The sequence below is a fragment of the Alcaligenes sp. DN25 genome, assembly GCF_023674485.1.
Taxonomy (GTDB): Bacteria; Pseudomonadota; Gammaproteobacteria; order Burkholderiales; family Burkholderiaceae_B; genus Alcaligenes; species Alcaligenes phenolicus.
In genome coordinates this window covers 2,108,371-2,132,049 of sequence record NZ_CP098408.1, presented here as the reverse complement: position 1 = coordinate 2,132,049, position 23,679 = coordinate 2,108,371, and the positions used below count along the sequence as shown (strand labels likewise).

Below are 23,679 nucleotides of genomic sequence, written 5' to 3'. Positions count from 1 at the left end.
TTTTCTATTACAAGTATTCTGATAAAAAACCAATGAAATCGGACAATCATGCCTTGGTTAGATGCTAGTGACCCCTTTCCCGACCTGACAGATCACCATGTATTGGGTATTGCTGCCCGTTTGGCGCAACATGATTCCGGCCTGCATCAGCACCCCTGGGGCCAGATCCTGTACACGCACAGCGGTTGCATTACTGTCACCCTGGATCAGCAATTGTGCTTGTTGCCACCGGGACGCTTGATCTGGATCCCTCCCTTGCTGCTCCATCAGGCACAGATGAGCGAGCAGGTGGATTACCGATCGGTGTATCTGGACCCGACTCATTACCCTGACTTGCCCTCTCAGGTTCAACTACTGGCGGCGAACGATTTGCTGACTGCCGCGCTGGACCGTATTGCCCAAGCTGATTTGGACGAGGACTGGGATCAGCCGCCGGGCCATCATGTGATGCTGGTCTTGCTTGATGAGCTGCAACGGGCGCCCGATCAGGCTTTGTTTCTGCCCTTGCCGCTTGATAGCCGCTTAAGACAAATTCCCTTGGACAGCCTGCCTCCCGCTCTGAATGAATTAGCCAGCTATCTGGGCGCCAGTGAAAAAACCATCAGCCGCCTTTTCAAGCGAGATACTGGTCTGAATTACCAGCAGTGGAGACAACAGTGGCGTTTGCTTAAGGCGATCGAGCAGCTTTCTATCGGGGGCCGTGTCACCCGGTTAGCTTCAGACTTGGGCTTTGCCAGCGACAGCGCTTTTATTGCCTTTTTCAAGGAACAGACGGGCCTGACTCCCGGCCAATATGGTCGCCAGAAGCGCTATTTTGATTAGACAGTAATGGGCGAGTGCACCCGGGGGTTCTAGTTAGTGGAAGTGTCAATAATTACTCCGTTCACTGTATATACCGGTGCTATGATCAGTCGCTATTACTACTAAAAAGAGAGGAGACTGTATGAAGCATTCATTGCGCCTGAGTTTGTTGGCAGCGACATGTTTAATGGCCGGTACCGCGTTGGCGCAAGCCAGCAATCCCATCATGGATACTGCATTAAGCAAGGCCGACGCCTTGGAGCAGCAGGTTATTGAGTGGCGTCGTCATATTCACCAGAATCCTGAGCTGTCTTATCAAGAGCACGATACGGCGGCGTATATCAAAGCCGCTCTGGAAACCATGCCCGGTTATCAGATCCAGACCGGCATTGCTCAAACCGGCGTCAAGGCAGTATTGAAAGGTGGCAAGCCTGGGCCAGTTGTGGCCTTGCGAGCCGATATGGATGCCCTGCCCGTGCAGGAACGTAATGATTTGCCCTTCAAGTCTGTCGCCAAAGGCACTTGGCAAGGCAAGGAAGTGTCGGTATCGCATGCTTGCGGCCACGACACCCACGTTGCCATGTTGTTAGGTGCGGCCAAGGTCTTTTCGGATATGCGCGACGAACTGCCTGGTACGATTGTGTTGCTGTTCCAACCAGCTGAAGAGCAAGGCCCTGGCAAACCGTTAAGTGGTGCTAACGCGATGATGGCTGAAGGCGTGCTGGATCAACCTAAAGTGGATGTAGTGATGGGCCAGCACATTGGTCCTTCCTACCCTGCCGGCAGTATTGGCTACCGTCAAGGCAGCTTGATGGCCAGTGGCGATGTGTTCTCCATCTCTTTGGCAGGTAAAGGTGGCCATGGCTCCTCTCCCTGGAGTGCTGCCTCTCCGGTTGTCGCTGCAGCTGAAACCGTTGTGGCCTTGAACAACATTATCGCCCAGCGTACCAATCCCCAGGACGGCACTACTGTCGTGACGGTAGGTTCGTTGCAAAGCGGTAATCGCCCCAATGTTCTGCCGGAAAGTGCCGACATCAGTGGTACGGTGCGCTCCCTGTCCAAGCAAAACCAGGCAACCGCACATGAGCTGATTCAGCGCTACGCGCAAAACATTGCTGCGAACCACGATTTGAAGGCCACTGTGCGTATCGATACTGGCTACGAAGTTTTGGTCAGCGATCCTAAGGCTACCCAAACTGTGATTCCTGCTCTGGAGCTGGCAACGGACGGGATTGGGGCCAAGGAAGTTGCCCCTGGTATGGGCTCCGAGGACTTCGGCGCCTTTGGCAAGAACGTGCCCGTGGTTTTCTGGCGTCTGAATGCCTCGACATATTCCGACAAGATGGGAGCACCTAACCATTCGCCTGAATTCATGATTGATGAAAAGGCTTTGCGCATCGGTACTCGTGCTTTAGTGGCCAGCTCTTTGACTTATATGATGGATCACAAAAAACCGTAGCCTCTTGATGGTTTCAGATGGAGAACAAAAAAACCGCGCCGTAAATGGCGCGGTTTTCAATTTAACAAGCTTATTTAGCGGATTTCCAGCTTCTTGGCCCCTGTTCCACTCTTTTTCTTGGGCAGAATCAGCTCCAGTACGCCGTTTTCGCATTTGGCGCTGGCCCGGGACTCGTCAATATCCTGCGCCAGGCTGAAGCGACGTGTCTGCACCCCGTAATAGCGCTCACTACGCAAGACCGTATCGCCGTCCTTTTCTTCCTGAGTCCGACGGCTTTCCACGCGGATAGAAACCACATTGCCTTCGACGCTGACATGCACGTCTTCCTTGTTGATACCTGGCACTTCCGCGCTGACTTGATAGGCCTCTTCGCTCTCGCTGACATCCAGACGAATGGCGGGCGGTGTATTTCCGGCCAGGGAGCCGACAACAGGAACGCGTCGGAAGATGTCTTCAATATCTCGCCACGTGTCCAGGCCCGCCAGATCACCAAACGGATTAAAACGTGTCAAATTATTTGCCATGCTTGATCTCCATTTTTCCTTTGCTGAGCCCTGCTGCAATGGAAGGCGTGGGCTCGATCGCCTACATAAAAAGAGATGAGGCTAGTTCCCGATATTTCAAGTGCTTAGCTAAAAAAAACCGCCTTGCTCCCTAAAGAGACAAGGCGGCCAAAGGTACGATCTTATGTTCTTTTAGCAATGTTTCTACTTGTTCAGGTACTGCTTAAACTCGGTTTCGTGTGCAGCACAGGGGCCTGTTCCGGTGCGGAGTGCTCATCAGCAATAATCGGGATCTCCTTGCCGTCCTTGTCCATGACCTTGCCGTTTTCAACATAGTCCCCTTCGTTCAGATTGGCCACGTCCGAGACCCGCAGATAGCGGCCTCCACCCGCAGCAAACACAGAGGGCTGATCCGGATTGCCCAAGGTGAAGTGGTTGAACAACAGGTTCAGCACAATCGCCACCAGGGCCGCCGAGCTGATGCCGGAGTGGAAAATCGTCGCAAACCAGGTTGGGAAGTGCTCGTAGAACTTGGGGGCCACGATAGGAATCATGCCGGCGCCGATAGCGGTGGCGACGATGATCAGGTTCATATTGTTTTCGTAGTTCACCTTGGCCAGCGTACGGATACCGCTGGCAGCGACGGTGCCAAACAGGACCATACCCGCGCCACCCAGTACCGCGGGTGGGACAGCGGCAACCAGACGGCCCATGATGGGCAGCAAGCCCAGTGCGATCAGAATCAGGCCACCAAAGGCTACGACGTAACGGCTTTTCACGCCGGTGACCGCCACCAGACCGACGTTCTGGGCAAAGGCACTTTGTGTGAAAGAGCCAAATACAGGGGCGATCAGGCTGGAGAGCATATCGGCACGCAGGCCATCACCCAGACGACGAGCATCCACTTTGGTTTCAATAATGTCGCCCACGGCCAGAATGTCGGCCGAAGTTTCCACCAGCGTCACGATGATCACAATGAACATGGAGATAATCGCGGCAGTCTGGAAAGTGGGCATGCCAAAGTGGAACAGGCTGGGCAAGGCAAAGACCTCGCCTTCGCTGACGGCAGAGAAATCTGCATGGCCCATGGCGACGGCAATGATGGTGCCGATAATAATGGCCAGCAAGATAGACAGGCGGGAGATCGTGGCGCTGCCCAGCTTGCTGAGCAAGAGCACGATCAGCAAGGTCATGGCGGCCAGGGAAATATTACCTACGCTACCAAAATCCGGTGCGGAAGGATTACCGCCCATGGCCCAGAATGCGGCCACTGGCATCAAGGTCAGACCAATAGTCGTAATCACGCAGCCCGTGACTAAAGGCGGGAAGAACCGGATCACCCGTGAAAAGACCGGCGTAATCAGCAGCCCTAGCAGGGACGCGACAATGACTGCGCCAAATACGGCTGGCAAACCGCCGCCCGTACCCAAAATGGCGATCATGGTGGCTACGCCAGAAAACGATACCCCTTGAACCAGCGGCAGACGGCAGCCGAAAAACGGCACGCCCAGCGTTTGCAGCAAGGTCGCCAGGCCGCCCATGAACAAGCAGGCGGTAATCAGCAAGCCGGTTTCATTGGCAGGCAGGCCAGCGGCCTCGCCAATGATCAGGGGTACGGCAATAATGCCGCCATACATGGTCAATACGTGTTGAAAACCGTAGGCAAGATTCGCGCCCAGGCCCAGATTCTCGTCTTCGGGGCGCTGCGCAGTCGCTGCACCCGTCGCCCTTGTAGGTGTTGTCATTGTTTGTCTCCGAAAATAGATAGGCAGGGCTCTAGGGGCCCTGTCACTACCGAACTCAAGCTGTCGCTACGGTATCCAGTACCTTGTCGCGCAAACGACGCGCAGCGGCTTGATGGCGTTGCATCAGGTCTTGCAAATCAATGCCGCAGGCTTGGCCGTCAATCACGCGCCACTGGCCGGCGACCATCACGCGGTCGGCCCGGTCTGCGCCGCAGAGCAGCAAGGCCGCCAAGGGGTTCTCAGCGCCGGAAAAGCGCAATTCATCCAGGGTGAACAAGGCCAGATCGGCCTGCTGCCCGACGTTCAGGCCACCAATGTCCTCGCGACCCAAACAACGGGCCGAGCCTTGAGTCGCCCAACGGATAACGGCTTGATGGGTAACCTGGCCCGGCTCGTAGCGCAGCCGGCCCAGCAAGAGTGCCTGTCGCATCTCTTGAGCCAGATTGGAGTGATCATTGGAGGCCGAGCCATCTACGGCCAGCCCCACGGGTGCACCAGCGGCTTCCAGCTCGATGGTGCGGCACAGGCCGCTGCCCAAGACCATATTGGACGAGGGACAATGGGCAATACCTGTGCCTGCCCGGCCCAGACGCTGGATTTCTTCGTCGTTGAAGTGAATGCCGTGTGCCAGCCAGGTGCGATTGCTTAACCAGCCCTGCTGATCCAGATAGTCCAGTGGACGCATACCAAAGAGGCGCTCGCAGTAGGCAGTTTCGTCGTCTGTTTCAGCCAGATGCGTATGCAGGCGTACGTCCTCGCGTTCAGCCAGCTTGGCGCTTTCGCTCATCAACTCGCGGCTGACAGAGAAAGGCGAACACGGAGCCAGGGCCAGCGTGATCATCGCCCCATCCTCGCGTTGGTGATATTGGCGAATCAGGCGCAGGCTGTCGTCCAGAATGGTTTGTTCGTCCTGTACGACGTTTTGCGGGGGCAAGCCTCCCTGATCCCGGCCCACACTCATGGAACCACGGGTCAATGCGGCGCGTACACCCAGGCGTTGAGCGGTTTCAGCCTGGCAATCAATGGCATGTTGCAAGGCGCCCGAAAACACATAGTGGTGGTCGGCCACCGTCGTACAGCCCGACTGCAACAGTTCCACCATGGCCAGCTCGCTGGCCACCTGCATTTGCTCGTCGTCCAACCCGGCCCACACGTCATACAAGGTGGTCAGCCAGGGGAACAAGGGTTTGTTCAGCGCTGGGGTATAGGCCCGTGTCAGGGTTTGGTAAAAGTGATGATGCGTATTCACCAAACCGGGCAGCAAAACGTGCCGGGAGGCATCCCAGCTTTGGTCGTAAGCCTGCTTGGGCTGCTGACCGGCGGCCACTTTTTCGATAATGCGGCTATCTTGCACCAGTACGCCACCGGCAGCTTGTGCATCTGAACAGGCCAGTGGATTGCGAATCCACAGGATCGGGGAACGGCTAGTCATTATTGTGTCTCCTGCGTTTTATTGCTTTTCATTGTTGTCAGTTCGACTAGCCGACTTATATACCTGCTGTGATAAGGGTTATTTAGAGCCAGGCCTTAGCCGTGCCCTTTTTCGCTCCAAGCCTTGAGTCCTGCTAGGCCATTCAGGAACTCTTATGCCTTCTATAAGGTTTGTCGTATAGAGAGCAGCCCGTTTTTTTACGGTATTCCGGGACATAAAAAATTTGCTCAAAATCAGGATTTATCCTCTGGACAAAAACCTGGGACTATTGTCCTTTAATCACTTAAAGCCTAAATCATTGACTCGCTTAAGAATTTATTTATTGGCATAAAAAAACATATAAAACCGCTTATCCACACATTTTGACCGTGCCAGTCCAGTCGTGTTAATTGTGTCGCCAAGCGCACTAAAAGCGCCGTTGTGCTGACCTCGCACACATTATTCGGAGAACACATGCAGCATATAAAAATCAAACCCGGCGCACCCCTGGCCGAACAAGCTGAAATCGGGCACAACCGATGGCACCCTGATATTCCAGACCTGACCAGCGTGAAGCCTGGCGAGGAAATGATTCTGGAATGCATGGACTTTCTGGACGCCCAGATCAAAAACACGGACAGCGCCAACGACGTACGCGACGTTGACCTGACCCGCGCCCACCCATTGACGGGCCCCATCCACGTAGAGGGCGCTGAGCCAGGCGATATTCTGGTGGTGGATCTGCTGGATATTCGCGCCATTACTCCTGTCGGTTTCTCGGGCATTTTTGCCAAGGAAAATGGCGGTGGCTTTTTGGCCGAGCATTTCCCCGAAGCCGACAAGGCCATCTGGGACCTGCATGGTGTTTACGCCACCTCGCGTCACATCCCTGGCGTACGCATTGCGGCCATGATGCACCCTGGCTTGATCGGCACCCTGCCCTCGCACGAACTGCTGCGCGAGTGGAACCGCCGTGAAGCCCTGCTGGTGCCCAAGGGCCACGCCAATCCGCCTGATGCCAAAACCGCTGTATTGCGCGGCGTTAAAGGGGCCGAGTTTGACCGCATGGCGGCTGAAGCTGCTCGTACCGTGCCTCCACGTGAGCACGGCGGCAATCTGGATATCAAGAACCTGACCATTGGCTCGCGGATTTACTTCCCCGTCTATGTGAAGGGTGCTGGCCTGTCCATGGGCGACTTGCACTTCTCCCAGGGCGATGGCGAAATCTCCTTCTGTGGTGCCATTGAAATGGACGGCGCAGCCCACCTTGGCTTTGATCTGATCAAAGGTGGCATGGCCAAATACAATCTGACCGCGCCTATCTATGTTCCAGGCCGTCATGATCCCAAGTACGATCAGTGGATGCACTTCACGGGCATCAGCGTGGAAGAAGGCGTCAACTACTACCTGGATTCTACGGTTGCATACCGTCAGGCCTGTTTGGCTGCGATCGATTACATCAGCCGCACGACAGACCTGTCGCGTGCGCAAGCCTATATGTTGCTGACTGCTGCTCCCGTTGAGGGCCGTTACGGCGGCGTGGTGGATCTGCCTAACAGCTCCGCTTCTCTGGCCTTGCCTACCGGTATTTTTGATACCGATATCCTGCCTAAAGGTGCCTTGAATGACGCGGCCCGTTTTGGCCGTCCAGGCACACGCTGTAACTTGACCTGATCAGTCTCTGGCCCTGGCTTCGTCTTGGAGTCAGGGCTTGCTTTACTCGGATTTGCCATGCCTTTGTACGACTATCTTTGTAATCATTGCCTGCAACGCAGTAGCCATTTGCGCAGCATTGCCACCCGCAACGATCCCCAGACCTGCCCTGCTTGTGAAAAAGGCAGCCTCTTGCTGCAACTGAGCGCACCACGACGCCTGTTCAGCAAAGCCAGCCCCACGCGCGGTCTGACTCCTCAACAAGCTTTGGCGGGCAATAATGTGACCGGGCCCGGCACTCGTTCCAGCACCCGGAATTCTGTCATCCATACCTGTATGGGTCCTGGCTGCAGCGTTTGCGCCTAAATACAATCAGCCCCTTTGCAGCGCAAGCTGTCAGCCTTGACAGGCCGCAGCTTTAACGTTGGCGGGCGTAGTTCTGGCTGAATTTGCCCAGACGGATGTGTTGGTTTTACGAGATTCACGCTCGGTAACATGAAACATTCTGTTTATAATCAAGAATCAATCTCATTATTACTGGGTGTTCATTATGTCGGTGTCCTCGTCTCTCGCCGCTAAGCGCCAGGTGCCTAGCGGCGTATCTTTTATGCCTTTAAGCAGTCTGGCAGTGGCTTTATTGTTGGCCTTTCCCTATCAGACGCAAGCGCAAGAGGTCGAGGAGCTGGACCGCATCGTGGTCAAGGCCGAGCAGGAGCTCAAGCAGACCTTGGGCTCTTCCATCATTACCACCGAAGACATCCAGAAGTCCCCTCCCGCCAACGATATCTCCGAAGTTCTGCGCACCATGCCGGGCGTGAACCTGACAGGTAACTCGGCTAGCGGCCAGCGCGGTAATAATCGCCAGATCGACATTCGCGGCATGGGCCCGGAAAACACCATGATTCTGATTGACGGCAAACCCGTCAGTTCGCGTTCTGCTGTGCGTTTCGGCTGGCGTGGCGAGCGCGATTCGCGTGGGGATACCAACTGGGTACCTGCCGAGCAGATCGAACGCGTGGAAGTGCTGCGCGGCCCGGCAGCAGCACGTTACGGCAACGGGGCTGCGGGTGGTGTGGTCAACATCATCACCAAACCCACAACAGACAAATTCCAGGGCACCTACTCCTTGTATGGCAACTTGCCCGAACATAGCGATGAAGGCGCCACGCGACGCATGAGCTTTGGCTTGAGTGGCCCGATCAGCGAATCTTTGTCCTTCCGTTTGTACGGAAACCTGAACAAGACGGATTCGGACGATCCGGAGATCAATAAAGGACACCAGACCGAGCGTGGTGGTGCCAATGCGAACAGCTTGCCTGCTGGACGTGAAGGCGTACGTAACAAGGACATCAATGGTTTGCTGTCCTGGCGTCCTGATAGCCGTCAAACGGTGGATCTGGAGGCCTCCTATAGCCGCCAAGGCAATATTTATACGGGTGATACCCAGAACACGAATACCAATGACGAGGTGAAACGTCAGCTGGGCGACGAGACCAACAAGATGTATCGCCAAAGCTATTCGCTGACGCATCGTGGGGACTGGAACGATAAGACGAACTCCCTGGCCTACTTCCAGTACGAAAAGACGCGTAACTATCGTTTGCTGGAAGGCTTGGCCGGAGGGACTGAGGGTGCTTTTAATGATCCATCCCGAGTCAAGGATGGAGGTTTTGGCACAGCGGACCTGACCACCATGACGGCCCACGCTGAGGCCAGCCATCAATTCAAGACCGGTAGCGTCGAGCAATACGCCACTATCGGTATGGAGTGGGTTGGGCAGGAGCTGAACGACAAGTCCTCGGACTTGGCACAACGTAACCCGACCCGTATTCCTGGTGTCCCCAACAAATACAAACCCAAGTCGCGGGCGAATATTTACTCGGTTTTCGCTGAAAACAATATTTATGCCACCGACAAGACCACGGTTACCCCAGGTTTGCGTTTTGACTATCACGACAAGCATGGCAGCAACTGGAGCCCATCGCTTAACCTGACTCATGCCGTGACGGATAACTGGCTCTTGAAAGCCGGTATCGCCCGTGCTTACAAGGCACCTAACCTGTATCAAAGCAATGACGGCTATACCTTGTACAGCCTGGGTAACGGCTGCTGGGGCAATACCACGGGCAGTAGCACGGGTTGCTTCCTGCAAGGTAATTCGGACTTGAAGGCCGAAACCAGCATCAATAAAGAATTGGGTGTCGAGTACGTGGGTGACAACGGCCTGGGTGCCAGCCTGACCTACTTCCATAATGATTACCGCAACAAAGTAGAAGCGGGCCGTTTTGCAATCGATAGCTTCACGGCCTTGAACAATCAACAATTGATTCTGCAATGGGAAAACATTCCCAAAGCCGTAGTTTCGGGTTTGGAAGGTAACTTGACGCTGCCTTTGGCCGAAAACTGGCTGTGGTCCACCAACTTCACCTACATGATCGAATCCAAGAACAAGACTACGGGTGAAGCGCTGTCCACTATCCCTAAATACACGATCAATACGACTCTGGACTGGGATGTAAATGCCGATTGGTCCTTGCGCGCCAAGGCAACCTTTTACGGCGAGCAAAAGCCACCGAAGTACGACTACTACGGTCAGCCTTTGACGGGTTCTGCAACCGACAAGGTGTCCCCTTACGCCTTGTTTGGTCTGAGCACGCAGTACAAGATCAACAAGCACTTCCGCATCAATGCAGGGGTTGATAACCTCTTTGATAAGCGTCTGTTCCGTCGCGGCAATGCCATCGGCGTGAACCTGGGTACCCCCAATTACATCTACGGTGCTGGGGCCTACACATTCAACCAACCCGGCCGCACTTTCTTCCTGGGCTTAAGCGGAACGTTCTAAGCGGTTTTATCCACAACTCAGGTATATAGCGCCCCTCCCTTTCCTGGAGGGGCTTTTTTTGTGCCTGAAAAATACAGCCGAGCGTCAACATTTCAACCTTTAAATGTTCTTTTTGACCTTCATCAAGACCGGAACTTTGTATTCTTCATATGCTTATAACTACAAATAATGTAAATGGGTTCAACCCAAGCATAGGAAAGGAAAACACATGATTCCAAGCGCCGAGCCCAAAAAGGGCAAGCGACGTTTTCTTAAGGAATTGCTGGGCCTTAGTGCCGGGGCCACGATTATTCCTATTCAGCCTGTTCATGCTGCCATGAACAGCCAGCCTCCACGACGTAGCGGTGGGAAAGATGGGGCCCGCTACGGCATGGTGGTTGATCTAAGAAAATGTATCGGTTGCCAGGCCTGTACGGTCAGCTGTTCTATCGAAAATGCACCCCCTATCGGGCAGTTCCGCACCACGGTTCTGCAATATGAGGTGCTCGATGAACAGCAGCAGGCGGCCATGCTGAGCCTGCCACGCCTCTGTAACCACTGCGACAACCCGCCCTGTGTGCCGGTCTGTCCTGTGCAGGCGACGTTCCAGCGCGAAGACGGGGTGGTGCTGGTCGACAACGAACGATGTGTTGGCTGTGCCTACTGTGTTCAAGCCTGTCCTTACGATGCCCGTTTCATTAACCATGAAACCCAGACCGCCGATAAATGCACCTTCTGCGAGCACCGCCTGGAAGTGGGTCTGCTGCCCGCCTGCGTGGAAAGCTGCGTGGGTGGCGCACGCGTCATTGGCGATATGAACGATGAAACCAGCACGATTTCCCAGCTGCTTAAAGAGCACAAAGAGGAAATCCGTGTACTCAAGCCCGGCATGAACACCAACCCGCATGTGTTCTACATCGGTTTGCCCGATGAGTTCGTCGATGGTGTGGATGGGCAGGCCAGTGTGCGTCTGACCAATCAGTTCTAAGGGGCCGTTATGTCTATTATCGAAATTCTGACCCCCGCCTACGAAGTTGCCTGGTTACCTTGGGCGGTTCAATACTTTTTCCTGGTCGGTATGGCTGCCACCAGCACCGTCTGGGTGTGGCGTTGCGCCTGGTCCAGCGACAGCGCTTTGCGTCGTCTGGAGCCTGCGCTGATGATTGTGCTTCTGTGCAGCAGCATTGCCGCTCCTGTGTCCTTGCTGGCTGACTTGCACCAACCTGGCCGTTTCTGGCATTTTTATGCCCACTTCACTCCTTGGTCCTGGATGTCGCTGGGTGCTGTGCTGCTGCCCCTGTTCGTTGGCCTGTCCATGGCCAACGTGCTGGCCTGGTGGCTGAATAAACGTGCTCTGTGGCGCTGGTTGAGCCTGGCTTTACTGGTTTCGGCCTTGTCGATTCTGGTTTACAGCGGTTTTGAAGTCATGGTGCTGCGTTCACGCCCCTTGTGGAATACCGCGTTCTTACCCATCAACTTCGCGTTGACAGCTGCTTTGGCCAGTCTGGGCGCTATTTTGCTGGTTGCTCGCTTCTTGCCTGGCGGCGTGGCCAATCTGCCGCTGGAGTACGTACGCCGTTGGTCTTTGGGCGTGGTATTGACCTTGATCCTCGTGGCCCTGTTCTGGGTGGGCTCCGGTCTGATGGGTTACAGCCACTCCTTTGGTTCGGCCTGGGAACTGTTTCAGACCTATCCCGTATGGCGTTTGGGCTTCCTGGGTTCCTCGGCGTTCGGTCTGCTGCTTCTGTACATGCTCAGCCGTCCTGTCCATACCTTGCAAGGCAATCTTTATAGCTTGTTCTGTGCTGCTTTCATGCTCGGCTCTGCCTGGATGTTTCGCTGGATTATTTTCATGGCGGTACAAGGAGTGCCTAAATACGGTGCCGGTTTGTACCTCTACACCATGCCCTTAGGCAGCGATGGTCTGCTGGGGATGCTGGGTGTGCTGGGCTTGTGTATTGCCTTGCTCGCCGCCAGCACCACCCTGCTCTCTCTGTTCCCGGCCCGCCGTTCGTCTTTGACGGCCTAGGCCCTACAGACTCACTAGCTTTCAGGTACTTATCGTCATGAGCAAGAAAAAAGAAACCCCTAACCTGTCGCGTCGACAGGTATTGACCCGCGGCGGTGCTGCTGTGGGTGGTCTGGCTGCCTTTGCGGCTGGTTATAGCGACACGGTAGTCAAGGCGGTCCAAGGTCTGGGCCAAGGTACAGCCGGTGTACCCACCGCACACGCAACCCGTGGCAACTCCTTGCAGGCTGAATTCCGTATTGATCCGATCACGGGTCTGCTGGATACGCAGCCCGGCCAGATTGTGAGCCCGTCCAGTTGCCTGGGCTGCTGGACGCAGTGTGGTGTGCGCGTACGTATTGATACGGAGAACAACAAGATTCTGCGTATCGCCGGTAATCCTTATCATCCTTTGGCAACCACGCAGTCTGCTCCCATGGAGCAGCCCGTACGCGAGGTTTACGCCATGCTGGGTGGTGAAAACGGCTTGGAAGGCCGTGCCAGCGCCTGTGCTCGCGGTGCCTCCATGCTGGAACAGCACAGCAGCCCTTACCGGGTTCTGTCGCCGTTGAAACGCGTCGGCCCCCGTGGCTCAGGCCAATGGGAGCGCATCAGTTTTGAACAATTGATTGAAGAGGTCTGCGAAGGCGGCGATCTGTTCAAAGAAGGTCATGTCGATGGTTTGCGTGCGATTTGGGATCACGAAACCCTGATTGACCCGCAAAACCCCGAGTTCGGTCCATTGGCCAACCAGTTGTTGTTCACGGATGCCGCGAATGAAGGCCGTACGCCACTGGTCAAACGCTTTGCCGAGCAGGCTTTTGGCACGATCAACGTCAGCAACCACGGTTCTTACTGTGGTCAAAGCTTCCGTGTCGGTACAGGCGCTGCCATGGGTGACATCAAAGGTATGCCTCATGGCAAACCTGACTGGAAAAACGCCCGTTTTGGCCTGTTTATTGGTGCAGCACCGGCTCAGTCCGGTAATCCCTTCCAGCGTCAAGGCCGTGAGCTAGCAGAAGCCCGTTCGCGTCCTGAAAACACCTTCAAGTACGTGGTTGTTTCCCCGATCTTGCCAACGTCCTCCAGCCTGGCTTCGGGCAGTGGCAACCGCTGGCAACCTGTTCTGCCCGGCACTGACTTGTCCCTGGTCATGGGCATGTTGCGCTGGATTCTGGAACAAGAGCGTTTTGATGCAGAACACTTGTCCCTGCCCCATGCGCCTGCGGAGCAGGACGAAAATACCGCTTCCTGGACGAACGCCAGCCATTTGTTGATTGCGGATCCTGAGCATCCTGGTTTTGGCCGCTATTTGCGCGGTACAGACCTGGGTTGGGAAGTAGCTGAAGACACTGAATCGCCCTTTATTGTTCAGGACGAACAAGGCGAACTGCGCGCCCATACCGATCTGGATCGTGCGACGCTATTTGTCGACCGTACCGTTGAGCTGGAAGGCAAGGATGTACGTGTCTGTACTGCGCTGAACATGCTGCGCGAGCGCAGTCAGGAAAAATCCATTGCCGAATACGCCAAAGGCTGCGGCATGGACGAAGAAACCCTGATCGAACTGGCCCGTGAATTTACCAGCTACGGTCGCCAAGCCGTGGCTGACGCACACGGCGGCACCATGAACGGTTCCGGTTTCTACACGGCTTATGCCATTGCCATGTTGAATACCTTGGTGGGTAACCTGAACCTGAAAGGCGGTTTGGTGCTGGATGCGGGCCCATTTGGTCCTTTTGGCCCCGGCCCACGCTACAACTTTGCTCAATTCCCCGGAAAAGTGGCGGCTAAAGGCGTGTCTTTGTCGCGACATCGCTTCGCTTACGAAAAATCCAGCGAATTCAAGCGCCGCCAAGCGAATGGGGAAGCGTTGTACCCCGCTCCTGCTCCTTGGTACCCCGCTGTAGGTGCCTTGAGCAGTGAAATGATTGCATCAGGCCTGAATGGCTATCCATACACCAGCAAAGTGTGGATCAACCACATGAGCAACCCGGTCTATGCGATTGCTGGCTTTAAAAATGCCTTGCTGCACAAACTGAAAGACCCTGCGGTTCTGCCCTTGTCGATTTCGGTCAATCCCTTTATCAACGAAACCAATGCCTACGCAGACTACATCGTGCCAGACACGGTGACTTACGAAAGCTGGGGTGTTTCGGCACCTTGGGCTGACGTGATCGCCAAGTCCTCGACCTTGCGCTGGCCTGTGGTCGAGCCACGAGTGGATCGCACGGCTGACGGTCAACCTATCAACCTGGAAAGTTTCCTGTTTGCAGTAGCTTTGCGTTTGGGATTGCCAGGTTTTGGTAAAGGCGTTCTGAAAGACAAGGCAGGCAATGCCCACGACTTGCTGCGCGCCGAGGATTTCTATCTGCGGGGCATGGCCAATATTGCCTTTGGTGCTGGCCGCCCGGTTGGCGACGCATCCGACGACGATATGCGCATCACCGGTGTGGATCGACTTTTTCCTGATCTTCAAGCGCGTTTGCATCCTGAAGAGCAGCGCAAAGTGGCGATGTTGTTGACACGCGGTGGCCGATTCGACCGGATCGAAAACGCCTGGAAAGGAAATCAGCTGAAAAATCGCTACAGCAATGCTTTGCAGATCTGGAATGAAGACCTGTCCAAGATGCGTCACACCATGACGGGTGAACGTCTTAGCGGTTGCCCTACTTGGTACCCCACTCGTTTGGCTGACGGCAGCCCAATGCGCGAGCATTTCTCGGAACAAGAGTGGCCATTGCTGATGAGCTCCTACAAATCCAATTTGATGAGCTCCATGTCCATCGGGATGTCCCGCCTGCGCCAGGTCCACCCGCACAATCCGATTTCCTTGAATCTGGATGATGCAAAGAACATGGGCATCCGTAACGGGGACCGTATTCGTGTCAGTACACCAGGTGGTGCGGTTGAAGGTGTTGCTTTGGTGCGTGGCGGTATTATGCGCGGGGCCATTGCAATCGAACACGGTTTTGGGCATACCGAACTGGGTGCGCGTTCGCACCAGATTGATGGTCAGGCTACGCCTCACCTGAACGATCTGGCTGCAGGTGTGAACCTGAACGAATTGGGTTTTGCTGATCCAACCCGTGGCGATGGTCAGGACAACGTCTGGATTGACTGGGTTTCTGGCGCGGCCGTGCGCCAAGGCCTGCCAGCCAAGGTAGAAAAGTTGTCGGCTTAAAAGCGCCCCCTCTTTCAAGAGGTTTTTGAAAGATAAGAACGCCGATTGTCCTTTGGATGATCGGCGTTTTTCTTTGCTTGCTTATGGATGTATGGAGGCTTGTTTGTTCAAAGCTCCGATTTGGTTTTGAAGCAAGCCCTTGGTGTGAATGTGTGGGAACAAGAGTATGAGAACAGGAATGCTCCCTATCGCTGTGCTTCCCTCTGATGTCGCATCAATAAGCGAGCCGATGGTAAGTAAATTCGCCCTCTTCTTGTTGAAGACTATCTTTTCAATGAGAAAAACTCTTTTCCGTTAATTGCATTTTATTATTTCAAGTCGGCTGGTCACTAGCTGGCTGGGTGTGGGAGTATGGAAATGCAGAAATACGCTAAACTTGCAAAATCTTCGCGGGTATCTGGTCCAGACTTCCCCACCCTACATCCCTACATCCCTACATCCCTACATCCCTACATCCCTACATCCCTACATCCCTACATCCCTACATCCCTACATCCGGCTTCAGTTTCGGGGCGTGAACACGCCTGTACAAGTCTTCATCTTCTACTGACCTACTCTTATGAACCCTTTTGTTCTTATCTCCGGCTGCTCTGGTGGCGGCAAATCTACTTTGTTATCGGAGCTGCAAAATCGTGGCTATACGGTTATCCAGGAACCTGGGCGACGCATCGTGCAGGAACAACTGGCCAGCGGTGGCTCTGCCCTTCCCTGGCTGGATATGGAGGCCTTCCTGTATGAAGCGATAAAGATCGCGCAAGATGACTATTCCAGCGCTCCGAAAGATGGTGGATGGGTATTTTTTGATCGAGGTTTGATTGATGCAGCCGCGGCTTTGCAGGAATTAAAGGGAACGCCACTGCTGGATGAACTCGACAAGACCTGCCCTTATCATTCACAGGTGTTTTTAACGCCTCCCTGGCCTGAAATATACGAGGCTGACCCAGAACGTCGTCACGATATGGACGCTGCTTTGCGTGAGTATGAGCGCCTGGAGCGTGTTTATCCCCTCTTGGGATACCAAGTGAGCCTGCTGCCCAAAACAAGCGTAGAAAAGCGTGCTGATTTTGTCTTGAAGGCGCTAACTCAAGTGTGAGTGCAGCTTTATTATGGAAGGTGCCGATCGCTAGAAGGGGCAGGCTCACACGGCTCCACACTCTGCTTTCGGGCTGCGTTTCACTCCAGACTTTGTCCACAAGCCCCAAAGCATCCAGTACCGCAACAGAGACAGTAAAAGCCCCGCATAAAAAAGAGCCGCCAGTCTTGAAACTGACAGCTCTTTTTACTTCATTTGGGCGTCAATCAGCCTTTCAAACCAGGCATCACACGTGTCAACGTGCCTGCAACCGTACGCTCCAGCACATCGACCAGCACAACCGTCTGCTGATCCACTTCGATATTGAGCTTATCGCCCACCTTGTAGCGTGAGAACGTCGTCTGGCGCAAGGTTTCGGGAATCAGGTTGATGGTCACAACACCGTCTTCCACATCAGCCACAGTCAAGCTGCAGCCATTCACGCCCAGAAAACCACGTGGAAACACGTATTTCGCCCAATCTTCCGGCATCTGAAAACGGAGGCGATTACCGGCCTCGGTAATGCTCAGTTCCAGCACTTCAGCCGTCGTTGCGATATGGCCAGCCATCACATGGCCGCCAATTTCCTCGTTCAGCTTGGCCGACCGTTCGATATTGACCAGATCACCCATTTTGAGTGTGCCCAGATTTGTGCGCTCCAGCGTGACGGGAATCGCATCAAAGGTGACTTTAGGGCCAGAGATGCTGGTCACACTCAGGCACGTGCCTTCCACGCTGACACTGGCACCCAGTTGCAGATCCACCAGCAGCTCGTCGGTGAAGTCGATTTCAAACTCGGTACGGCCCAGCTCGGCCTTGACCGCTGTAAGAGGACGAACCGCTTTAACAATTCCGGTATACATCAGCACGCTCCTTCGCAGAATTCATGCAAAAGACCAACGGCTAATGCAGGGGAGATTTTCAGATTTTTCATTTGAACGCATCCTTGATTAAACAATGCGTCCTCCGGGCAGCAATAAAACACGCCGCTGCCTTGATCACAAGGCAGCGATGCTTCATCTTCTTTCATCCGGACTCTGACCGTCGGCCCAGGTTTCTCACCTGATCTGCTGACCTTTCCCTGGCGGAAAGCGCTCGCGGGCTGGGGAATGGCTCCCTTACCGCCGGTGGGGAATTTCACCCCGCCCTGAAGACGTTTGCAGTGTAAGACCGGAGCCCAAGTCTAATCAAGCCAGACCCGCGCCGGTCGCCACGCTTAAGCCTTGCGATGCACGCTCAAGCCTGCAAAGCTTTGCGCCACTGGCATCAACTCGATGTAGTTGACGTTCATATGGGCAGGCGCGTTCATGATCCAGGCAATGGTATTGGCGATATCGTCAGGCGTGAGCGCATCCACGTTCTGGTACAGCGCTGCGGCTTTGTCTTTATCGCCCAGACGCACAGTCGAGAAGTCCGTACCGGAACACAGGCCAGGAGCCACGGTAGAAACACGAACTGCGGTACCCGACAGGTCGGCGCGCAGGTTCAGGCCCAGTTGATGCACAAAAGCCTTGGTAGCACCGTACACATTGCCGCCTGCATAAGCGTATTCGCCCGCAGTCGACCCCAGATTAATGATGTGGCCCTGATTGCGCTTGACCATACCCGGCAGCAAAGCGTGCGTAATGTGCAGCAGCGCGCTGATATTGGTGGCCACCATGGTGTCCCACTGATCCATCTTGGCGTCTTGCGCCTTGTCCACGCCCAGTGCCAGACCGGCATTATTGATCAGCACATCAATATTGGGAAAACGAGCTGTCAGATCAGCCAGCACCGCTTCTGCTCGCGCACGATCGGTCAAATCCACGCTGACCGGTACAAAACGCTCGCCCAGTTCGGCGGCCAGGGCATCGAGCTTTTCCTGACGACGCGCCAGACCCAGCACGGTGTGTCCTTCAGATACCAATTTACGGGCAAGCGCAGCCCCAAACCCTGAGGAGGCCCCGGTGACAACGGCGGTTTTCATAGTGCGATCCCTATACAGCTCGCTGCTCGTTAAGCAGGCGACAATTAAAGCATTAAGGATAGCAAACTTCAGGCACGTCGTAGCCTCTTCACCCTAGGGAAAAAGCGGACAAATCCGTCTATGGAAATGCCCGCTTTTTTCTTGCCCTGGCATCAGGCGGCAGGCCGCTCCAGGCCCAGGTGGCCGCGCAGGGTCGCATGCTCGTATTCCTGACGGAACAGCCCGCGTTTTTGCAGAACCGGAATCACCTGCTCAACAAAGTCACGAATGCCATTGGGCAAGGAAGGCGGCATCAGGTTAAAACCATCCGCTCCTTCGTTGCGCCACCATTGCTCAATCTGATCCGCAATGGACTCCGGCGTACCGACCATGGTGCAGTGACCGCCGCCAGCAGCGATTCGGCCCAGCAACTGGCGCACTGTCGGTTTTTCCATTTCCACAATGCGCAGCATGGTGGCATAGCGCCCTTTGGGGCCTTTGAAGCTTTCCAGTGGCGGCAGTGGTGGCACTGGCGCATCCAGCTCCCAATTCATGCAGTCCTGGCCGACAAACATGCCCAGCTGACGCAAGGATGTCTCGGCGGGTAGCAATTCGTCCAGCTCTTGCTGCTTGCGGCGCGCCTCTTCCATGGTGGAGCCCACATAGGTCACCAAACCCGGCATCACAGGCACATCCACGCCACGGCCCGCTTCACGCACGCGTCGTTTGATATCGCGGTAATAGGATTGGGCCGAGGGCAAATCATAAGCCACAGCGTAAATAGCCTCCGCTTTGCGCGCGGCCAAATCACGGCCTTGCTCAGAAGCACCTGCCTGAAACAGCACCGGCTGGCCTTGCGGCGAACGTGGCAAGGTCAAGGGCCCATCCACCAGGAAGTGATCGCCCTTATGCAGGATCTGGCGAACCTGATCCACTTTGGCGTAATCGCCCTTTCTGTCCATGACCAAAGCACTGTCGCTCCAGGAGTCGAACAGTTGCAATGCGGTATCGACAAACTCCTCAGCCCGCGCATAGCGCCAGGCATGATCGGGCATGGCTTCGTAGCCGTGGTTACGCGCTTCCGAGTCAAACATGGATGTCACCACATTCCAGCCCATCCGCCCATTGGATACATGATCCAAAGAGCACAACATGCGTGCCGCCACAAACGGCGTGTAGAAGGTACTGGAAACGGTACTGATCAAGCCGATACGTTCGGTGGCTCGCGCCAGCGCAGCCATCATGGTCAAGGGTTCCAGAAACCAGCGCGGACCATCGGACACGTTATCGCTGGACTGACCATCGGCAAAGAAAATAGCGTCCAGCTTGCCGCGCTCGGCAATTTGGGTCAGCTCTTCGTAAAACCGGACATCGCCCAAACGTTCGACCTGCGAATCAGGATGGCGCCAGGCTGCTTTGTGGTGCCCGCAGCCCATAATGAACAAATTGAAATGCAGCTGTCTCATCCGTTTTTCACCAATCCACCGTCAACAACCAGATTCTGTCCTGTTACGGCACGCGCCCACGGACCGGCGAAGAACAAGGCCGCATCGGCAAACTCCTCGGGCGTGGTCACGCGGCGCAAGGGGGTGCTGGCCGCAATCAAGTCAAACACCGCTTCGGGCGTGGCCGCGGACGCGTCGGTTGTACGCAGCAAACCACCGGAAATCATGTTCACGGTGATCTGATCCGGCCCCAGATCGTGCGACAAGGTGCGTGTCATGGACAACAAGGCCGCCTTGGCCGCGGTGTAATCGTGGTAAGGCACCACGGGGTTCTGAAACAGGTTCGTGCCGATATTGATAATGCGGCCAAAACCAGCTTGTTTCATGCCAGGCAGGGCGGCCTGTGTAGTGTTCAAGGCACCGCCCACAATGCCTTCCAGTTGCTGGTTCAGTTGAGCCCACGTCAAGGTATCGGCATGGGAACGGGCATCGCCGTTGAAGGAAAACTCGGGCAAGGCGTTATTGACGACGGTGGTGATGGGCTGGCCAAAGTGCGCCTGCGCCTTGGCAAACAAGGCTTGTACCGAAGCCGCATCCGTCACGTCCGCCTGCACGGCCAGACATTGCTGCGGAAATTCGTCCGCCAGCGCCTGAGCGGCTGCTTCACTTTTCAGGTAATTGATCACAACTTTTGCGCCCTGGCCCGCAAAGGCGCGTACCAGACAAGCCCCCAGGCCGCGTGCGCCGCCGGTGACCAGAACAAGTTGTTGAGAGAGTTCCGAGACGTGTTCCACAGACATGACATTCCTTGCAAAAATTCGGCGAGGATGTCGGCCCAGTTCGGACGCAGGGCCATGGATTCGGACATCCCTTCGCCAGTATGAGCTGGATCAGGTTCGACGGGTTTTATCTCAGCCCTTTCCAAGAAGGACACCCCGTGCCGCAGGCAGACCATAGCATAAATCGGACTAAACCGTATTATTGACATTTGAAAGAAGCTCTCCTACTCTTCTAGCCTGTTCCTGGGGGAGTCCTTAACGGGCTGAGACTCCGCATTCAAGCGGTAACCCTTAGAACCTGATCCGGATCATGCCGGCGAAGGGAAAGGAAACGCGGCCTGGCAGCCTGCCCGCTCTTGTCTGAGCGGCGCATTCACAAGCTCACACGCCCCATTTCAATCCCTCCATTTTTCTGCGCCCTGCTCTGGCACCCTGCCAGACTGGCCGGTTTGTGCCTGTTCAAGCAGGCTTTTGGGGAGATCTCATGCTGGACCAAAGTGCCACCCTCCTGTGGCTCATCGTTTTTTCCGCCGCTTTTGCCTTGGCCGGGGTGCTGTACGCCCGCCACTACAACAGTTCCCTGGAAGACTTTGTGGTGGCTCGCAACAGCCAAAGCTCGGTCGCTACCATTCTGACTTTATTGGCCTCCTCGCTGGGTGCCTGGATTCTGTTCTCGCCCGCACAGGCAGCCAGCTGGGGCGGTTTAAGCGCTGTCATCGGCTATGCCATTGGCTCCATGTCGCCCCGTCTGGCCATGATTCCACTCGGCAAGCGCATGCGCGAATTGCTGCCTCGCGGCCATAGCCTGAGCGAGTTTGTCATCGCCCGCTACGGTCGCCCCATGTATGCGCTGACCCTGGTCATCATGCTGTTTTACATGTTCATCTCCATGACGGCAGAAATCACTGCCATGTCCAAGATGATCACCCTGATTGCCCCGATTCCTTTATGGGTCACTGCCAGCATTGTGTTGCTGGCCACGCTGATCTACACCTCTTACGGCGGTTTGCGTGCTTCCATCTTCACCGACAAGGTGCAGATGTTTGTGATTCTGCCCATGCTGTTCCTGATCGTGATGTTCGGCTGGCAAGCGGTGGGCGGCCCGGTACAGTTGTTTGACAACGTGAAACTGGAAGCTCCTCGACTGATCGAGCTTAGCGATCCCGTAGGCGTGAAGGCTGGCCTGACGTTCTTTGTCGCCATCTTGCTGACCGGCCTGTTTCACCAAGGTAACTGGCAACGCATCTATGCCGCCAAAGACACCAAGTCCATGCGTCGCGGCTTTTTGTTGGGTGGTTTGTTTGTAGCGCCCTTCATCTTCCTGATGGGCTTGTTTGGCCTGGCCTTTGTTGGTCTGGGCTCGCCCGGTGACAGCTCCGTGGCCTTGTTCAATGTAATTTTGCCGCACGTACCTGTCTGGTTCCTGGTGCTGCTGATTCCGTTAGGCCTGTCCCTGGTCATGAGCAGTGCCGATACCGCAATCAGCGCTGTCTCCAGCCTGATTGCCGTGGACTTGAGCCGCATCATGCCGCATCGCAACACCGCCCAAATGATGAGTCTGGCGCGTTCCCTGATCTGGATTTGCTCCATCCCTGTGCTCTACGCCTCCTCACAAGGCTTTAGCGTACTGTACTTGTTCCTGTTGGCAGACTTGCTGTGCTCGGCAGCGGCCTTCCCGGTTTTCTTTGGCCTGTACAGCCGCCGCTACGATGGCTTTACGGCCACCATCAGCACCATCGGTGGTCTGGTCGCCGGTCTGGCCGTATTCCCGCGCCCCAATGGTCCTATGGATTACTTGCTGGAGTCCTTCCTGCTGGCCGCGATTGTGCCGGTAGTGATCAGTGTTCTGATCATGCCCTTGCGTCGTCACCTGCCCAAGTTCGATCTAGGCTCTCTGGCTTCCTCCACGCGCGTACTGGACTAAGTCAGACGCGTTGAATTTCGGCTCAAAACAAAAACCCCGGTTTGCAACATACAAACCGGGGTTTTGTGTTAAAGGCTCATGGGACGGGGCTTTCAGGCTGTGCTTGGGGAGTCTGCACAATAATTTCAACCCGTCGATTCGTCGCACGGCCTTGCGAGGTGCCGTTATCCCCCAAAGGCCGGGTATCGGCATAACCGACAGCGCTCAGTCGCTGGCTGCCAATTCCGTTGGCTTCCATATAACGCACTACGCTACCGGCACGCGCACCTGATAGTTCCCAGTTGGATGGGTAGCGATAACTACGAATCGGCACCGAGTCCGTATGACCTTCAATCACAATAGGATGGGTGGATTTCTGCAGTACGGCAGCCAGTTGGCGTAATACCGTCAAACCTTCCAGCCCCAGATCCGCACCGCCCGAGTTAAACAGAATTTCGCTATTGATACGAAAGCTCACGGATTGGTCGTTCATGACCACATCGATATTGTCACCCAAGCCGTCCAGATCCAGACCGTGATTGCCTTTGCCTTGTCCCTCACCCTGACCAGCGTCCGGGAAAAGGCCCGCCCCAGCAGGCAACAAACCGGCTCCGTCCTTGCCTGCTTGGGCCACGACTGTAGCCCCTCCCTGCCCTTGTCCCTGCGCCGCCGTTTGCGCCCGCTTACCCGCAAAGGACAGCATCACAATCATCAAGACCAGCAACAAGGTCATCATGTCCAGATACGTGGTCAACCAGGCTTCTTCTTCCTCGGGCACCGCCAGCCCTGGATCATTCCAGGGGCGGCTACGACGACGACTGCCCAGATTGCTGGCCAGTTGTTGTTCGATTTTGGCGCCGCGAGCTTGCTCCAGTTCCTTTTGCAAGGCTTTCTGGCGGTCAGCAAGTTCACCCAAAGTCAGGTCCTGCTCCATGTTTCCCATGGGA

Annotated in this window: 19 protein-coding genes and 3 riboswitches; of the genes, 10 read left to right on the top strand and 9 right to left on the bottom strand. The window is 55.4% G+C overall.

Going from position 1 to position 23,679, the window contains the following annotated elements:
• The first annotated feature begins 48 nt into the window (after positions 1-48).
• Both NBV64_RS09970 and NBV64_RS09965 read left to right on the top strand, forming a co-directional pair.
• Positions 49-822, top strand: coding sequence for an AraC family transcriptional regulator (locus NBV64_RS09970; RefSeq protein WP_060185049.1), 774 nt, complete (start codon positions 49-51; stop codon positions 820-822).
• A gap of 121 nt (positions 823-943) precedes the next feature.
• Positions 944-2,260 carry a M20 metallopeptidase family protein gene (locus NBV64_RS09965; RefSeq protein ID WP_060185048.1) on the top strand — a complete coding sequence of 439 codons (1,317 nt, stop codon included), beginning with the start codon at positions 944-946 and terminating at the stop codon, positions 2,258-2,260.
• A 74-nt stretch (positions 2,261-2,334) separates the two neighbouring features.
• On the opposite strand, the gene NBV64_RS09960 is transcribed toward NBV64_RS09965, so the two are convergent.
• The 3 genes from NBV64_RS09960 to NBV64_RS09950 all read right to left on the bottom strand — a co-directional run bounded on the left by NBV64_RS09960 (position 2,335) and on the right by NBV64_RS09950 (position 5,940).
• Positions 2,335-2,784 (bottom strand): Hsp20/alpha crystallin family protein, encoded by a 450-nt coding sequence (locus NBV64_RS09960; RefSeq protein ID WP_009453888.1) that lies wholly within the window; start codon positions 2,782-2,784, stop codon positions 2,335-2,337.
• 191 nt (positions 2,785-2,975) lie between these two features.
• Positions 2,976-4,508 (bottom strand): nucleobase:cation symporter-2 family protein, encoded by a 1,533-nt coding sequence (locus NBV64_RS09955; protein ID WP_021446606.1) that lies wholly within the window; start codon positions 4,506-4,508, stop codon positions 2,976-2,978.
• Between the two features lie 55 nt (positions 4,509-4,563).
• Entirely contained in the window at positions 4,564-5,940 is a 1,377-nt protein-coding gene (locus NBV64_RS09950; protein ID WP_009453885.1) for an 8-oxoguanine deaminase, read from the bottom strand.
• A 453-nt stretch (positions 5,941-6,393) separates the two neighbouring features.
• Between NBV64_RS09950 and fmdA the strand changes: the two genes are divergently transcribed.
• The 7 genes from fmdA to NBV64_RS09915 all read left to right on the top strand — a co-directional run bounded on the left by fmdA (position 6,394) and on the right by NBV64_RS09915 (position 16,681).
• The gene (fmdA, locus tag NBV64_RS09945; protein ID WP_021446607.1) at positions 6,394-7,593 is read left to right on the top strand and encodes a formamidase; all 1,200 of its coding nucleotides are present in this window, start codon (positions 6,394-6,396) and stop codon (positions 7,591-7,593) included.
• A 57-nt stretch (positions 7,594-7,650) separates the two neighbouring features.
• On the top strand, positions 7,651-7,938 hold the full coding sequence (locus tag NBV64_RS09940) for an FmdB family zinc ribbon protein (protein ID WP_009453884.1): 288 nt from the start codon (positions 7,651-7,653) through the stop codon (positions 7,936-7,938).
• A 241-nt stretch (positions 7,939-8,179) separates the two neighbouring features.
• Positions 8,180-10,417: a TonB-dependent siderophore receptor gene (locus tag NBV64_RS09935; protein ID WP_274984775.1), complete on the top strand. Its 2,238-nt coding sequence runs from the start codon at positions 8,180-8,182 to the stop codon at positions 10,415-10,417.
• Between the two features lie 208 nt (positions 10,418-10,625).
• Complete coding sequence (dsrO, locus tag NBV64_RS09930; protein WP_009453878.1) at positions 10,626-11,384, top strand: sulfate reduction electron transfer complex DsrMKJOP subunit DsrO; 759 nt, start codon at positions 10,626-10,628, stop codon at positions 11,382-11,384.
• Between the two features lie 9 nt (positions 11,385-11,393).
• Positions 11,394-12,425, top strand: a complete 1,032-nt coding sequence (gene nrfD / locus NBV64_RS09925; protein ID WP_250755655.1) for an NrfD/PsrC family molybdoenzyme membrane anchor subunit — start codon at positions 11,394-11,396, stop codon at positions 12,423-12,425.
• Between the two features lie 37 nt (positions 12,426-12,462).
• Positions 12,463-15,588 carry a tetrathionate reductase subunit A gene (locus tag NBV64_RS09920; protein WP_250755654.1) on the top strand — a complete coding sequence of 1,042 codons (3,126 nt, stop codon included), beginning with the start codon at positions 12,463-12,465 and terminating at the stop codon, positions 15,586-15,588.
• Between the two features lie 559 nt (positions 15,589-16,147).
• Positions 16,148-16,681 (top strand): AAA family ATPase, encoded by a 534-nt coding sequence (locus tag NBV64_RS09915; protein ID WP_250755653.1) that lies wholly within the window; start codon positions 16,148-16,150, stop codon positions 16,679-16,681.
• A gap of 206 nt (positions 16,682-16,887) precedes the next feature.
• Here the strand turns inward: NBV64_RS09915 and NBV64_RS09910 are convergent, their stop codons facing one another.
• The 5 genes from NBV64_RS09910 to NBV64_RS09890 form a co-directional block, all read right to left on the bottom strand.
• Complete coding sequence (locus NBV64_RS09910; RefSeq protein WP_250755651.1) at positions 16,888-17,523, bottom strand: riboflavin synthase subunit alpha; 636 nt, start codon at positions 17,521-17,523, stop codon at positions 16,888-16,890.
• A complete protein-coding gene (locus NBV64_RS09905) occupies positions 17,523-17,690 on the bottom strand; it encodes a hypothetical protein (protein ID WP_181900152.1) in 168 nt (55 codons plus the stop codon). Before NBV64_RS09905 ends, NBV64_RS09910 begins: the two co-directional genes overlap by 1 nt.
• A riboswitch (FMN riboswitch) is annotated at positions 17,675-17,819 on the bottom strand. Its footprint overlaps the gene before it by 16 nt.
• 57 nt (positions 17,820-17,876) lie before the next feature.
• Positions 17,877-18,626, bottom strand: a complete 750-nt coding sequence (locus tag NBV64_RS09900) for an SDR family NAD(P)-dependent oxidoreductase (protein WP_250755649.1) — start codon at positions 18,624-18,626, stop codon at positions 17,877-17,879.
• 152 nt (positions 18,627-18,778) lie between these two features.
• Positions 18,779-20,071 (bottom strand): LLM class flavin-dependent oxidoreductase, encoded by a 1,293-nt coding sequence (locus tag NBV64_RS09895; RefSeq protein ID WP_035273191.1) that lies wholly within the window; start codon positions 20,069-20,071, stop codon positions 18,779-18,781.
• Positions 20,068-20,850, bottom strand: a complete 783-nt coding sequence (locus tag NBV64_RS09890; RefSeq protein WP_250755647.1) for a 3-oxoacyl-ACP reductase — start codon at positions 20,848-20,850, stop codon at positions 20,068-20,070. The genes NBV64_RS09895 and NBV64_RS09890 overlap by 4 nt, the downstream gene beginning before the upstream one ends.
• Before the next feature lie 50 nt (positions 20,851-20,900).
• A riboswitch (TPP riboswitch) is annotated at positions 20,901-20,998 on the bottom strand.
• A 66-nt stretch (positions 20,999-21,064) separates the two neighbouring features.
• Positions 21,065-21,172, top strand: a riboswitch (TPP riboswitch).
• Between the two features lie 141 nt (positions 21,173-21,313).
• Between NBV64_RS09890 and NBV64_RS09885 the strand changes: the two genes are divergently transcribed.
• On the top strand, positions 21,314-22,753 hold the full coding sequence (locus tag NBV64_RS09885) for a sodium:solute symporter family protein (protein WP_026482622.1): 1,440 nt from the start codon (positions 21,314-21,316) through the stop codon (positions 22,751-22,753).
• 76 nt (positions 22,754-22,829) lie between these two features.
• Here the strand turns inward: NBV64_RS09885 and NBV64_RS09880 are convergent, their stop codons facing one another.
• Positions 22,830-23,675, bottom strand: coding sequence for an OmpA/MotB family protein (locus NBV64_RS09880; RefSeq protein WP_240688304.1), 846 nt, complete (start codon positions 23,673-23,675; stop codon positions 22,830-22,832).
• Between the last annotated feature and the right edge of the window lie 4 nt (positions 23,676-23,679).